The 13,144-nt window shown below is 55.5% G+C and carries 15 protein-coding genes; all 15 read left to right on the top strand.

The window, feature by feature from the left end:
• Nucleotides 1–198: 198 nt before the first annotated feature.
• Complete coding sequence (locus EE949_RS15745; protein ID WP_027898221.1) at nt 199–672, top strand: Dps family protein; 474 nt, start codon at nt 199–201, stop codon at nt 670–672.
• Between the two features lie 335 nt (nt 673–1,007).
• A complete protein-coding gene (locus EE949_RS15740) occupies nt 1,008–1,349 on the top strand; it encodes a ribbon-helix-helix domain-containing protein (protein WP_162874447.1) in 342 nt (113 codons plus the stop codon).
• A 315-nt stretch (nt 1,350–1,664) separates the two neighbouring features.
• The gene (aspS, locus tag EE949_RS15735; RefSeq protein ID WP_122665122.1) at nt 1,665–3,440 is read left to right on the top strand and encodes an aspartate--tRNA ligase; all 1,776 of its coding nucleotides are present in this window, start codon (nt 1,665–1,667) and stop codon (nt 3,438–3,440) included.
• A 134-nt stretch (nt 3,441–3,574) separates the two neighbouring features.
• Nucleotides 3,575–4,321, top strand: coding sequence for a YebC/PmpR family DNA-binding transcriptional regulator (locus EE949_RS15730; protein ID WP_122665121.1), 747 nt, complete (start codon nt 3,575–3,577; stop codon nt 4,319–4,321).
• A 124-nt stretch (nt 4,322–4,445) separates the two neighbouring features.
• On the top strand, nt 4,446–4,970 hold the full coding sequence (gene ruvC / locus EE949_RS15725) for a crossover junction endodeoxyribonuclease RuvC (protein WP_027898225.1): 525 nt from the start codon (nt 4,446–4,448) through the stop codon (nt 4,968–4,970).
• A 144-nt stretch (nt 4,971–5,114) separates the two neighbouring features.
• The gene (gene ruvA, locus EE949_RS15720) at nt 5,115–5,723 is read left to right on the top strand and encodes a Holliday junction branch migration protein RuvA (protein ID WP_122665120.1); all 609 of its coding nucleotides are present in this window, start codon (nt 5,115–5,117) and stop codon (nt 5,721–5,723) included.
• Complete coding sequence (gene ruvB / locus EE949_RS15715) at nt 5,724–6,782, top strand: Holliday junction branch migration DNA helicase RuvB (RefSeq protein ID WP_122665119.1); 1,059 nt, start codon at nt 5,724–5,726, stop codon at nt 6,780–6,782.
• Nucleotides 6,783–6,920: 138 nt separating this feature from the next.
• The gene (gene ybgC, locus EE949_RS15710; protein ID WP_122665118.1) at nt 6,921–7,388 is read left to right on the top strand and encodes a tol-pal system-associated acyl-CoA thioesterase; all 468 of its coding nucleotides are present in this window, start codon (nt 6,921–6,923) and stop codon (nt 7,386–7,388) included.
• Complete coding sequence (gene tolQ / locus EE949_RS15705) at nt 7,378–8,073, top strand: protein TolQ (RefSeq protein WP_122665117.1); 696 nt, start codon at nt 7,378–7,380, stop codon at nt 8,071–8,073. The genes ybgC and tolQ overlap by 11 nt, the downstream gene beginning before the upstream one ends.
• A gap of 14 nt (nt 8,074–8,087) precedes the next feature.
• The gene (gene tolR, locus EE949_RS15700) at nt 8,088–8,552 is read left to right on the top strand and encodes a protein TolR (RefSeq protein ID WP_032630699.1); all 465 of its coding nucleotides are present in this window, start codon (nt 8,088–8,090) and stop codon (nt 8,550–8,552) included.
• On the top strand, nt 8,552–9,631 hold the full coding sequence (gene tolA, locus EE949_RS15695) for a cell envelope integrity protein TolA (protein ID WP_087274352.1): 1,080 nt from the start codon (nt 8,552–8,554) through the stop codon (nt 9,629–9,631). The genes tolR and tolA overlap by 1 nt, the downstream gene beginning before the upstream one ends.
• Nucleotides 9,632–9,681: 50 nt before the next feature.
• Nucleotides 9,682–10,932 (top strand): Tol-Pal system beta propeller repeat protein TolB, encoded by a 1,251-nt coding sequence (gene tolB / locus EE949_RS15690; RefSeq protein WP_240350591.1) that lies wholly within the window; start codon nt 9,682–9,684, stop codon nt 10,930–10,932.
• 57 nt (nt 10,933–10,989) lie between these two features.
• Entirely contained in the window at nt 10,990–11,487 is a 498-nt protein-coding gene (gene pal, locus EE949_RS15685) for a peptidoglycan-associated lipoprotein Pal (RefSeq protein ID WP_087274349.1), read from the top strand.
• Between the two features lie 6 nt (nt 11,488–11,493).
• A complete protein-coding gene (gene ybgF / locus EE949_RS15680; RefSeq protein WP_122665115.1) occupies nt 11,494–12,312 on the top strand; it encodes a tol-pal system protein YbgF in 819 nt (272 codons plus the stop codon).
• A gap of 175 nt (nt 12,313–12,487) precedes the next feature.
• Nucleotides 12,488–13,135 carry a 7-carboxy-7-deazaguanine synthase QueE gene (queE, locus tag EE949_RS15675; protein WP_027899121.1) on the top strand — a complete coding sequence of 216 codons (648 nt, stop codon included), beginning with the start codon at nt 12,488–12,490 and terminating at the stop codon, nt 13,133–13,135.
• Nucleotides 13,136–13,144 lie beyond the last annotated feature (9 nt).

Here is a 13,144-nt window from a genome sequence, read left to right as displayed (position 1 = left end):
CAGCTTGCGTTACATCGCAGACGGAGAGTCCTGAGCGACACAAAGCGACGGGCGGTGTCAGTCATTCTCATTTGGTGCCCTGGTCTGTCCCTGCAGGAGCGCAGGTATTTGCACTACAGGGCTGCGTCCCGACTCGTGTCTTGGTACAGTGGCTGCTGTACCTGCTGGATTAAAATCACCAATTGAAAGGGGAAATACATGGCAATCGATATCGGTATCAGCGAAGAGAATCGCAAGTCAATCGTCGATGGTCTTTCTCATTTGCTCGCAGATACCTACGTTCTTTATCTGAAGACTCATAACTTTCACTGGAACGTCAGTGGGCCAATGTTTCGTACGCTGCATCTGATGTTCGAAGAGCAGTACAACGAACTGGCTCTGGCGGTTGACTCCATTGCCGAACGTATTCGTGCGCTGGGCTTCCCGGCTCCGGGCACTTATACAACCTATGCTCGCCTTTCTTCGATCAAAGAAGAAGAGGGTGTGCCGGGTGCTGAAGATATGATCAGAAGTCTGGTGCAAGGGCAAGAGGCTGTAGTACGCACTGCGCGTAGTCTTTTTCCTCTTCTGGATAAGGTCAGTGATGAACCGACTGCAGACCTGCTGACCCAGAGAATGCAGGTTCATGAAAAAACGGCGTGGATGCTCCGTTCCATGCTCGAAACCAAGTAATAGATACTACGAGTGGTGCGTGGCACCACTCGTCTTTCTCATCCTCTCGGGCTGATGCCCCCGCTTTTGCTGCTCCGTCAACAGTTGTGATGCATTTGCCTGCGGGAAGGTTGATTTTCTGGAGGGGCTATAACTATTCATTACCTGCACGTGAAATTAGTCTCTTCTGTTAGGCGGTTATTCATTATTCCTCTGCACTTTGTAGTGATGTCCTACATGTTTTAAGTCTTAATGCGGCTGGTTATCAACACATAAATCGGGCCTGATAGGCAGGCATTTATTTATATTTAAATGTTTCTCACAGGACCCGAATTTATTGTTTAGAGGAAGCCGTTATGGTTCGAGAGGTCGAATGCGACGTAAAAGACCTAAAGCGTCACACGAAGATTTGTAATGATCCGTTTGTCGAAGATTTCAACATGTCACTGGCTCAGCCACACTCCAGGTCAGTACGGCTTAACGGTCTGGCAACCTGTTTGCGACTTGAAAATGTTTACTGGAATATTCTTTCAACCATCGCCAGATCCAATGACTGTTCTGTCAATGCGGTACTTTCTTATATCGACAGAGAAGTACATCTACGCTACGGCGGGGTGAAAAATTTCAGCGGTCTGATCCGGGTCGTCTGTGTTGCCCATCTTTTGAAGGGTGGCAGCCTGGATCTGACGCAGGCATAACGCCCTCGCATGGGCCTCCAATTTTCGTGGGCTCGCTGTTTTGGCGGGCCTGCCTTTACGCTTGCTCTGGCGGCTGCAGTGCCCGGTGCTGCCAGCAGTGGCGAAGTTATCTTGATCTGTTCGGTTTGCGCGGCTGCACGGTCGTGATTAACGCTATATAATCCTCGGCCTTGCTAAAAACGGGCACGTCTGCGCCTACAGTGCGCAGCGACGGGCCGATGGCTTGAACGCGTGCCTGGGCTCTTGCACTATTGAGCGCAAGCCAAGAGCGAAAGCTCCACCGAATTTCGAATTACGAGAAGTGAACAGACCATCATGATGCGCAGCCATTATTGCGGCCAATTGAACGAGAGCCTGGAAGGTCAGGAAATTACCCTTTGCGGATGGGTCCACCGCCGTCGCGACCACGGGGGGGTGATTTTCCTCGATATCCGTGATCGTGAAGGTATGGCTCAGGTGGTTTTCGACCCTGACCGTGCAGAGACCTTTGCCGCTGCCGACCGCGTTCGTAGCGAATACGTCGTCAAGCTCACCGGTAAGGTGCGTGCTCGTCCGGCGGGTGCCGTAAATACCAACATGGCATCCGGCGCCATCGAAGTGCTCGGGTATGAGCTGGAAGTACTGAACGAGTCGGAAACCCCGCCGTTCCCGCTCAACGAATATTCCGATGTGGGCGAAGAAACCCGTCTGCGCTATCGCTTCATCGACCTGCGTCGCCCGGAAATGGCCGAGAAGCTGCGTCTGCGTTCGCGCATCACTACCAGCATTCGTCGCTATCTGGATGAAAACGGCTTTCTCGACGTTGAGACGCCAATCCTGACGCGTGCAACTCCGGAAGGGGCTCGCGACTATCTGGTACCTAGCCGCACACACCCAGGCAGTTTCTTTGCCTTGCCGCAATCCCCGCAGTTGTTCAAGCAACTGTTGATGGTTGCCGGTTTTGACCGTTACTACCAGATCGCTAAATGCTTCCGCGACGAAGACCTGCGCGCCGACCGTCAGCCTGAATTCACCCAGATCGACATCGAAACCAGCTTCCTTACTGAAGAAGAAATCATCGGTCTGACCGAGAAGATGATTCGTCAGCTGTTCAAGGAAGTGCTGGATCTGGAGTTCGGTGATTTCCCGCACATGACTTTCGAAGAAGCCATGCGCCGCTACGGTTCAGACAAGCCAGACCTGCGTAACCCGCTGGAACTGGTTGACGTTGCCGACCAACTCAAAGAAGTTGATTTCAAGGTGTTTAGCGGTCCGGCCAACGATCCGAAATGCCGTATTGCCGCGCTGCGTGTTCCAGGTGGGGCGAGCATTCCGCGTAAGCAGATCGACGATTACACCAAGTTCGTCGGCATCTACGGTGCCAAAGGCCTGGCCTACATCAAGGTCAACGAGCGCGCTGCGGGTGTTGAAGGCTTGCAGTCGCCAATCGTCAAGAACATCCCGGAAGCCAACCTCAACGTGATCCTGGATCGTGTTGGCGCAGTGGATGGCGATATCGTGTTCTTCGGCGCGGACAAAGCCAAGATCGTCAGCGAGGCCTTGGGCGCGCTGCGCATCAAGGTCGGTAACGACTTCAAACTGCACACCTGCGAATGGGCACCGATGTGGGTTGTGGACTTCCCGATGTTCGAAGAGAACGACGACGGCAGCTTCACCGCATTGCACCACCCGTTCACTGCGCCGAAGTGCACCCCGGAAGAACTGGAGGCCAACCCGGCAACCGCTCTGTCCCGTGCCTACGACATGGTACTCAACGGTACCGAGCTGGGTGGCGGTTCGATCCGTATTCACCGCAAGGAAATGCAACAGGCGGTGTTCCGTCTGCTGGGTATCGCTGAAGACGAGCAGCAGGAGAAGTTCGGCTTCCTGCTCGACGCCCTGAAGTACGGCGCACCACCGCACGGTGGTCTGGCGTTTGGTCTGGATCGTCTGGTCATGCTGATGACCGGCGCCCAGTCGATTCGTGAAGTGATTGCGTTCCCGAAAACCCAGAGCGCTGCTGACGTCATGACCCAGGCTCCTGGCGTTGTGGATGCCAAGGCCTTGCGTGAACTGCACATCCGTTTGCGTGAACAGCCAAAGGCTGAGTAACGCTCGACGGGACGCGTTCCTCCATCCTGGGGGAGCGCGTCCCGCATGGCTGTACCCCTGATCAAGTAAATCCTTTTGCCTGTTTATCGATGGGCGAAAGGCGAAGGTGTTTGAAAAAGAATCTGGAGCGAGATATGGCAGGTCATTCTAAGTGGGCGAACATCAAGCACCGCAAAGAGCGTCAGGATGCCAAAAAGGGCAAGATTTTTACCAAGTGGATTCGTGAGCTGACCGTTGCAGCCCGTCAGGGCGGCGGCGATCCGGGCTCCAACCCTCGTCTGCGTCTTGCGCTGGACAAGGCCCTTGGTGCAAACATGACCCGCGACACCATTGACCGCGCAGTGGCTCGTGGCACCGGTGCAGCAGATGGTGACGATGTCGAAGAGTTGGGCTACGAAGGCTACGGCCCGGGTGGCGTGGCGATCATGGTTGAAACCATGACTGACAACCGTAATCGCACTGCGGCAGCCGTACGCCATGCGTTCACCAAGTGTGGTGGCAACCTGGGCACAGATGGTTCCGTCGCATATCTGTTTGATCGTAAAGGTCAGATCTCGTTTGCCGCCGGTGTTGATGAAGACTCTCTGACCGAAGCTGCAATGGAAGCTGACGCCGATGATATCGTCACCAATGATGACGGTAGCATTGATGTGTTCACCTCGTTTTCCAGCTTTTACGCAGTTCGCAATGTTATTGAAGCGGCTGGCTTCAACGCTACGGACGCTGAAATCGTCATGTTGCCGACAACCAGCGCGGTACTTGATCTGGAAACAGCAGAAAAGGTGCTCAAGCTGATCGACATGCTCGAAGACCTGGATGACGTACAAAACGTCTATTCCAATGCGGAAATTCCGGACGAAGTCATGGAACAGTTGGGCTGACAGATTTCTGCAGGACAAAGGGGCCGGAGGGCGATAGCGATGTTACTGGCACCGCTATCGGCCTCCGGCTTCTGCCTTTATGCTGCGATCTTCGCTGGGTATCACTTCTCAAGCTGCAGGCTTTATGACTCTTATTCTTGGTATAGACCCGGGCTCCCGAATCACTGGTTATGGCGTGGTGAGAGATACCGGGCGTGGCTGTGTTTACGTGGCGTCGGGCTGTATTCGCACCGGCAGTGGCGAGCTGCATGAGCGTTTGCAGATTGTGTTCCGCGGGGTGAGGGAAGTCATTCAGACCTACGGTCCCGTGACCATGGGCATTGAAAAGGTTTTTATGGCGCGTAACGCTGACTCGGCCTTGAAGCTGGGCCAGGCACGGGGCGCGGCAATCGTTGCCGGGGCCGAAGAGGGGTTGGAGATTGCCGAATATTCGGCGACTCAGGTCAAGCAAGCTGTCGCTGGCACCGGGGGGGCGAATAAAGAGCAGGTGATGATGATGGTCATGCATCTGCTCAAGTTGACCCAGAAGCCGCAAATCGACGCTTCCGACGCCCTGGCGATCGCCCTGTGTCATGCGCATACGCGTTCAAGCCTGATTCCTCACGGCCTGAACACGGCTCGCAGTCGCGGTGGTCGCCTGCGTCTCTAATGCTTGCGATAGTGGGGCTGTGTCTCTGTTAGCATCATCTGCTTTAACATTTCTGCTTGCAGGCTGTGTCATGCCTGCAATGATTGCGAACACTATTTCGCGTTGGTCACGTGGTCTGGCCGGCAATACGAAAGGATTTGATACGTGATTGGACGCTTACGCGGCTTTTTGGCTGAGAAACAGCCGCCGCATCTGGTGCTTGATGTGAACGGTATCGGCTATGAGATCGAGGTCCCCATGACCACGCTCTACCGCCTGCCGCATGTCGGCGAGCCCGTGACGCTGCATACTCACCTGGTGGTCCGTGAGGATGCACACCTGTTGTATGGTTTTTATGAGAAGCGTGAGCGCGAGCTGTTTCGGGAGCTGATCCGCCTGAATGGAGTGGGTCCGAAACTGGCGCTGGCCTTGATGTCCGGTCTGGAAGTGGATGAGTTGGTACGTTGCGTTCAGGCCCAGGACACTTCTGCTTTGACCCGTATTCCGGGCGTAGGTAAAAAGACTGCCGAGCGCCTGCTCGTCGAGCTCAAGGATCGCTTCAAGGCCTGGGAAACCTTGCCTGGGACTTTTGCACTGGTTTCCAACGGGCCAAATGCGCCGGAACCCGTGGCGACAGCCGAGAATGATGCGGTCAGCGCGCTTATCTCCCTGGGTTACAAGCCTCAAGAGGCGAGCAAAGCGGTTTCCGCTATCAAGGAAAAAGACTTGAGTAGTGCAGATTTGATTCGACGTGCCTTGAAGGGAATGGCTTAAGTGATTGACGCTGACCGCCTGATAACCGCCAGTGGCGGCCGTGATCGTGATGAACAGATTGATCGCGCAATTCGTCCACTGAGCCTTGCCGACTATATTGGTCAGCCGACGGTACGTGAGCAGATGGAGTTGTTCATCCAGGCCGCTCGCGGACGTAACGAAGCGCTCGACCACACGCTGATCTTCGGCCCGCCCGGTTTGGGCAAGACCACACTGGCCAATATCATTGCCCAGGAAATGTCGGTTTCCATCAAGAGCACGTCGGGCCCTGTACTGGAGCGGCCGGGTGATCTTGCGGCGATTCTGACCAATCTTGAACCCAACGATGTTCTCTTCATCGACGAGATTCACCGGCTGTCGCCTATCGTTGAAGAAGTCCTTTACCCGGCGATGGAGGACTTTCAGCTCGACATCATGATCGGCGAAGGGCCTGCGGCTCGCTCGATCAAGCTTGATCTGCCGCCGTTTACGCTGGTTGGGGCAACCACCCGGGCCGGCATGCTGACGAATCCGTTGCGTGACCGTTTCGGTATCGTGCAGCGTCTGGAGTTCTACAGCATCGCGGATCTGGCAACTATCGTTTCGCGCTCTGCGGGGATTCTGGGCCTGCCGATTGAGCCGGAGGGGGCGTTTGAGATTGCTCGCCGGGCGCGTGGCACGCCGCGGATCGCCAATCGCCTGTTGCGCCGGGTGCGGGATTTCGCCGAAGTACGTGGAAAGGGCGAGATTACCAAGCCTATCGCTGATCTGGCGCTCAATCTGCTCGATGTCGACGAGCGCGGTTTTGATCATCAAGACCGGCGTTTGCTGCTGACCATGATCGAAAAGTTTGACGGCGGTCCGGTGGGTGTAGACAGTCTGGCTGCGGCGATCAGTGAAGAGCGCCATACCATTGAAGACGTGCTGGAACCCTATTTGATCCAGCAAGGCTATATCATGCGCACACCACGTGGGCGGGTCGTGACCCGCCATGCCTATTTGCACTTCGGGCTGAATATTCCTTCCCGAATGGGTGAGATGCCAGGTGCCGAACAATTTGTTGCAGATGAAGACATTTAAAAAAGCGCAAAACACTGATTTATTCGGGGTTTGCGCGGTCAGACTGGCAGCTGCGTCAGGTCGACACGAAATAACCGGCAAAACGTTGAAAAACAGTTGCCGTGGCGGATTGGCAACCTGAGGAGTAAGCACTAGAGTATGCGCGCGCAAAACGGGGTTCAGTCGTTCGCACATCGCTGTCGCGTTTATTACGAGGACACCGATGCAGGCGGCATTGTCTACTACGTCAATTATCTGAAATTCATGGAGCGAGCTCGTACCGAGCGGCTGCGGGATCTGGGGTTCGCCCAATCCTCAATGGCGAAGGAAGGCTTGTTGTTCGTTGTGCATTCCAGCGAGGCTCGTTATCACAAGCCGGCGCGACTGGATGACGAACTGCTGGTCAGCGCTGAAGTAATCGAATTGAACCGTGTCAGCCTGCGCTTCAAACAAGAAGTCAGGCGGGCTGCGGATGCAACGCTGCTCTGTGAGGGGCAGTTCTTGGTGGCGTGTGTAAACGCCGATAGTTTGAAGCCCCGGGCCATTCCCGAAGCTCTGCGTGCGGCCTTTGCCGACCAGGGCGGCGCGGGCACACATACAGAGCAGGAGAGCAAGCGTGGAAGCTAACGTCGTCGACCATTCCTCCATGTGGAGTTTGGTCAGTAATGCCAGCATTGTCGTTCAGTTGGTCATGCTGATCCTGGTGGCTGCTTCAGTCACTTCATGGATCATGATTTTTCAGCGCAGCAACATGCTGCGTGCTGGGCGCCGGGCATTGGACAGCTTCGAGGAGCGTTTCTGGTCCGGCATCGATCTGTCCAAACTGTACCGTCAGGCGGGCAGCAATCCAGACCCTGATTCGGGTGTCGAGCAGATCTTCCGTGCCGGCTTCAAAGAGTTCTCGCGTCTGCGTCAGCAGGCAGGTGTCGATCCAGAGGCCGTGATGGAAGGCGTGGCTCGTGCCATGCGTGTTGCCATCTCGCGTGAGGAAGAGAAACTCGAATCGGGTCTGCCTTATCTGGCCACCGTTGGCTCCGTCAGCCCGTACATCGGCTTGTTCGGTACCGTGTGGGGGATCATGAACTCCTTCCGCGGCCTGGCCACAGCACAACAGGCGACACTCGCCACTGTTGCGCCCGGTATTGCCGAAGCACTGATCGCAACAGCCATTGGCCTGTTCGCGGCGATCCCTGCAGTAATCGCTTACAACCGTTTCGCCGCTCGCAGCGAGACCTTGATCAGCCGTTACTACACCTTCGCCGATGAATTCCAGGCCATCCTGCACCGTAAAGTGCACACCAGCGAAGAGTGAGCAGGTAATTCCCAATGGCTTTAATCGCTCGAGATCGCCGCAGAAAACGCAAGCCGGTCGCCGAAATGAACGTAGTGCCTTACATCGACGTGATGTTGGTGCTGCTGGTCATCTTCATGGTCACCGCTCCCATGATCAATCAGGGCGTGAAAGTCGATTTGCCCAAAGTCTCCAGCGAGGCTTTGCCGCAAGACAACAACAATCAGGTCCTGACCATTTCGATCAAGGCTGACAAGACCTATTACTGGAATCTTGGCAGCGAAGTCGACACCGACAAGCAGATGGACAAGGCAATGACCTTGCCGCAGCTGACCTCGGCCGTCACCAAAATCGTTGCCGCCGGACGTGAAGCCGGCAAGCAGACGCAGGTTTTCATTCGTGGCGACAAAACCGTTGATTACGGTTCGGTCATGGGCACCATGGGTGGGCTGCAGAAGGCAGGGGTCGGGAATGTCGGCTTGATTACTGAGGCCCCCTGATGCAGCCAATTCGAGAGCCGTCCGCCTCGGAGAATTATTTCTGGCCTAGTGTCTGGGCCGTGGCGTTGCATGTCCTGATTTTTGGCTTGCTGTTTGTCAGCTTTGCCATGACTCCGGAATTGCCCGAAGCCAAGCCTATCGTGCAGGCCACCCTGTACCAGCTCAAGTCCAAGAGTCAGGCGACAACCCAGACCAACCAGAAAATTGCCGGCGAGGCGAAGAAGACCGCTGCACGACAGACAGAAGTCGAGCAGCTGGAACAGAAGAAAGTCGAGCAGGAAAAGCAGGAAGCTGTAAAAGCTGCGGAACAAAAGAAAGAAGAGGCTGCTCAAAAAGCGGAAGAACAGAAGGCTGAAGAAGCAGCGCAGAAAGCGGCCGAGGCGAAAAAGGCCGACGAAGCGAAGAAAGCTGATGAAGCCAAGAAGGCTGATGCCAAAAAAGCTGAAGAAAAACAGCTGGCGGACATTGCCAAGAAAAAAGCTGAAGACGACGCCAAGAAAAAGGCCGAGGAAGACGCCAAGAAAGCTGCAGCCGAGGAAGCCAAGAAACAGGCCGCCGACGATGCGAAGAAAAAAGCGGCTGAAGACGCCAAGAAAAAGGCTGCCGAAGACGCTAAAAAGAAAGCAGCTGACGACGCGAAGAAGAAAGCCACTGCCGATGCTGCCAAGAAGGCGCAGGAAGCAGCTCGCAAATCTGCTGAAGACAAAAAGGCTCAGGCCTTGGCTGACCTGCTCTCCGATAAACCGGAACGGCAACAGGCATTGGCGGATGAGCAGGGTGACGAAGTCGCGGGTAGTTTCGACGATCTGATTCGTGTTCGAGCCTCCGAGGGCTGGAGTCGACCACCATCAGCACGTAACAACATGTCCGTTACGCTGCAGATTGGTATGTTGCCGGATGGCACTATTGCCTCGGTATCGGTTGCCAAATCCAGCGGAGACGGGCCGTTTGACAGTTCAGCAGTCGCAGCAGTCAAGAACATTGGCCGCTTGACAGAAATGCAGGGTATGAAGGCCGCGGACTTCGCTCCCTATCGTTCATTCAAGATGACATTTACACCTGGAGATCTAGCCTTGTGATCAAGCTTTTTCGAGGACTACTAGTAGTCGTTCTCTGTTGTGCGGCCGGTATGGTCAGTGCAGAAGAGAAGAACATTCTGGTCACCAGCGGCAGTGACCGTGCAACGCCTATCGCTGTTGTGCCTTTTGGCTGGCAGGGCGGCAACGTACTTCCAGAGGACATGTCGGAAATCATCGGCAATGACCTGCGCAATTCGGGTTACTACGCACCGATCGCGCGTCAGAACATGATCAGCCAGCCAAGCCAGGCCAGCGAAGTCATCTTCCGTGACTGGAAAGCACTGGGCGCACAATACGTGATGGTCGGTAATATCGTTCCTGCAGGTGGTCGCCTGCAGGTGCAATATGCACTGTTCAACGTGGCGACCGAGCAGCAGGTACTGACCGGTAACGTGTCGGGTACTACTGATCAACTGCGTGACATGTCGCACTACATTGCGGATCAGTCGTTCGAGAAACTGACCGGCATCAAGGGCGCTTTCTCCACCCGTATGCTGTACGTGACTGCTGAGCGTTTCTCCGAGAACAACACCCGCTTCACGTTGCAGCGTTCGGACTACGACGGTGCTCGTGCAGTGACCCTGTTGCAATCTCGTGAGCCGATCCTGTCTCCGCGCTTCGCACCCGACGGCAAGCGTATTGCCTATGTATCGTTTGAGCAGAAGCGTCCGCGCATCTTCGTTCAGCACATCGATACCGGTCGCCGCGAGCAGATCACCAACTTTGAAGGCCTGAACGGCGCGCCTGCGTGGTCACCTGATGGCACCAAGCTTGCGTTCGTGTTGTCGAAGGACGGTAACCCGGAAGTTTATGTGATGAACCTGGCTTCGCGTCAGTTGAGTCGCGTAACCAACGATTCGTCTATTGATACCGAACCGTTCTTTGGTAAAGATGGCTCGACGCTGTACTTCACGTCGGACCGTGGCGGCAAGCCACAGATCTACAAGACAAATATTAATGGTGGTGGTGCTGAGCGAGTAACTTTCGTAGGTAACTACAACGCCAACCCGAAATTGTCAGCCGATGAAAAGACGCTGGTAATGATTCACCGGCAGGACGGCTTCACTAATTTCAAGGTTGCGGTGCAGGATTTGGCGCGCGGAAGTGTAAAAATCCTCACAGATAGCAACCTTGATGAGTCGCCTACTGTTGCGCCCAACGGCACCATGGTAATCTACGCCACCCGCCAGCAGGGCCGGGGAGTCTTGATGCTCGTGTCCATTAATGGACGCGTAAGGCTCCCGCTTCCTACCGCTCAAGGCGAAGTCAGAGAACCGTCCTGGTCCCCTTACCTGAACTGACGCGGCGCTACACAAAAAGATTTGCTTAACACACTGGGGTTCATTAGGAGTTTCACGATGGAAATGCTGAAGTTTGGTAAATTTGCTGCGCTGGCTCTGGCCATGGCTGTAGCTGTAGGTTGCTCTTCCAAAGGCGGCGACAACGCTGGCGAAGGCGCTGTTGATCCTAACGCTGGTTACGGCGCAAACACTGGTGCCGTTGATGGCAGCCTGAGCGAAGAAGCTGCTCTGCGCGCAATCACCACCTTCTACTTCGAATACGACAGTTCGGACCTGAAACCAGAAGCCCTGCGCGCTCTGGACGTACACGCCAAGGACCTGAAAGCCAACGGCGCTCGCGTAGTTCTGGAAGGCAACACCGACGAACGTGGTACTCGTGAGTACAACATGGCACTGGGCGAGCGTCGTGCGAAAGCCGTTCAACGCTACCTGGTTCTGCAAGGTGTTTCCCCAGCTCAGCTGGAACTGGTTTCCTACGGCGAAGAGCGTCCAGTTGCTACCGGCAACGACGAGCAGTCTTGGGCTCAAAACCGTCGCGTCGAACTGCGTAAGTAATTTGACATGCGAACGTGCCGACGTGCTCTAACCGTTTTGGCCCTCACCCTTCCACTTGCTGCGTGGGGTGCGGTTCCTGTGGTCGATAACAATTCTGGCTCTGGCAGCAGCAGTTATCCGCCAGCTGGTTATGGCACGTCTGGCGCCTATGCCGGGGGAGGGGTTACGGCCCAACCCTCGGCACAAGGTCAGCTGTTCATGCAGTTGCAACAGATGCAGGACGAAATCGCGCGTTTGCGCGGTATGGTCGAGGTCCAGCAGAACGATATCCAGCGCATGAAACAAGAAGCGCTTGAGCGGTATCAGGATCTGGATTCACGCATAGGGGCAGGCGGCGCAGCCGCAGCGGCTTCCAATAATTCTCAACCGGCTGGTGGTGATATCAACGCCAGCGGGACACCAGCAGCACCGGCCGCGCAAGCGCCGTCTGCAGGTACTGAACCACCTGATCCAGCCAAGGAAAAGCTTTACTACGAAGCTGCCTTTGACCTGATCAAGGCCAAGGATTTTGATAAAGCCAGCCAGGCTTTCGGCGCATTCCTTCGCAAATACCCAAACAGCACGTACGCGGGCAACGCTCAGTACTGGCTGGGTGAGGTGAACCTGGCGAAAGGTGATCTGCAAGGCGCCGGTCAGGCGTTCGCCAAGGTCAGCCAGCTTTACCCAAAGCACGCCAAAGTGCCTGATTCGCTGTACAAGCTTGCCGATGTCGAGCGCCGCCTCGGTAATACCGACAAGGTGAAAGGCATTTTGCAGCAGGTTGTAGCTCAGTATCCGGGTACCTCTGCTGCTCAGTTGGCACAACGCGACCTGCAGCGCCTTTAAGATTCTGACCCGAAATTCAAGAAAGCCGCGCTTGTCGCGGCTTTTTTCGTTAGAATTCGGCACCCGAATTTTCGGTACTTTTTAAATACGCTTCTCTGGATTCTGCGATTGCAGGGTGCTTTGAAGTGCCTGACGGAGGCGGACGGCCTGTTTAGCTGTTACGCCCGTGGCCCATATGCAAGAAACGTTACGCATCACCGAAGTCTTTTACTCGTTGCAGGGTGAGACTCGCACAGCTGGCTTGCCCACTGTTTTTGTTCGGCTGACGGGTTGCCCGCTCCGTTGCCAATACTGCGACAGCGCCTACGCGTTCACTGGCGGCACGATTCAGACTCTGGACGACATTCTCGGCCAAGTGGCTGATTATCGCCCGCGCTATGTCTGCGTGACTGGCGGTGAGCCGCTGGCTCAGCCCAATGCCATCCCGTTGCTCAAGCGCCTTTGTGATGCGGGTTATGAGGTGTCGCTGGAGACCAGCGGTGCGCTGGATATTTCGGCAGTTGATCCGCGCGTCAGCCGTGTCGTGGACCTGAAAACGCCAGGTTCCATGGAGGTCACTCGCAACCGCTACGAGAATATCGAGCTCTTGACGCCTAACGATCAGGTCAAGTTTGTGCTCTGCTCACGCGAAGACTACGACTGGGCTGTCTCCAAGCTCATTCAGTACGGTCTGGAGCGTCGCGCCGGTGAGGTGTTGTTTTCCCCTAGCCATCACCAGCTGAACGCCCGCGATCTCGCGGACTGGATCGTTGCCGACAACCTGCCTGTACGCCTGCAAATGCAGCTGCATAAATTTCTCTGGAACGATGAGCCGGGGCGCTGAGATGAGTGA

The sequence above is a fragment of the Pseudomonas viridiflava genome (assembly GCF_900602065.1).
Classification (GTDB): Bacteria; Pseudomonadota; Gammaproteobacteria; order Pseudomonadales; family Pseudomonadaceae; genus Aquipseudomonas.
The sequence above is the reverse complement of the archived record's forward strand: the minus strand, read 5'-3'. Positions and strand labels throughout refer to the sequence as shown.

What these genes read in the sequence shown, in the direction of transcription:
- EE949_RS15730 (WP_122665121.1), top strand. Translation starts at nt 3,575, where the DNA reads ATGGCAGGTCATTCTAAGTGGGCGAACATCAAGCACCGCAAAGAGCGT.
- ruvC (WP_027898225.1), top strand. Translation starts at nt 4,446, where the DNA reads ATGACTCTTATTCTTGGTATAGACCCGGGCTCCCGAATCACTGGTTAT.
- ybgC (WP_122665118.1), top strand. Translation starts at nt 6,921, where the DNA reads ATGCGCGCGCAAAACGGGGTTCAGTCGTTCGCACATCGCTGTCGCGTT.
- EE949_RS15745 (WP_027898221.1), top strand. Translation starts at nt 199, where the DNA reads ATGGCAATCGATATCGGTATCAGCGAAGAGAATCGCAAGTCAATCGTC.
- ybgF (WP_122665115.1), top strand. Translation starts at nt 11,494, where the DNA reads ATGCGAACGTGCCGACGTGCTCTAACCGTTTTGGCCCTCACCCTTCCA.
- pal (WP_087274349.1), top strand. Translation starts at nt 10,990, where the DNA reads ATGGAAATGCTGAAGTTTGGTAAATTTGCTGCGCTGGCTCTGGCCATG.
- tolA (WP_087274352.1), top strand. Translation starts at nt 8,552, where the DNA reads ATGCAGCCAATTCGAGAGCCGTCCGCCTCGGAGAATTATTTCTGGCCT.
- queE (WP_027899121.1), top strand. Translation starts at nt 12,488, where the DNA reads ATGCAAGAAACGTTACGCATCACCGAAGTCTTTTACTCGTTGCAGGGT.
- tolR (WP_032630699.1), top strand. Translation starts at nt 8,088, where the DNA reads ATGGCTTTAATCGCTCGAGATCGCCGCAGAAAACGCAAGCCGGTCGCC.
- aspS (WP_122665122.1), top strand. Translation starts at nt 1,665, where the DNA reads ATGATGCGCAGCCATTATTGCGGCCAATTGAACGAGAGCCTGGAAGGT.
- EE949_RS15740 (WP_162874447.1), top strand. Translation starts at nt 1,008, where the DNA reads ATGGTTCGAGAGGTCGAATGCGACGTAAAAGACCTAAAGCGTCACACG.
- tolB (WP_240350591.1), top strand. Translation starts at nt 9,682, where the DNA reads ATGGTCAGTGCAGAAGAGAAGAACATTCTGGTCACCAGCGGCAGTGAC.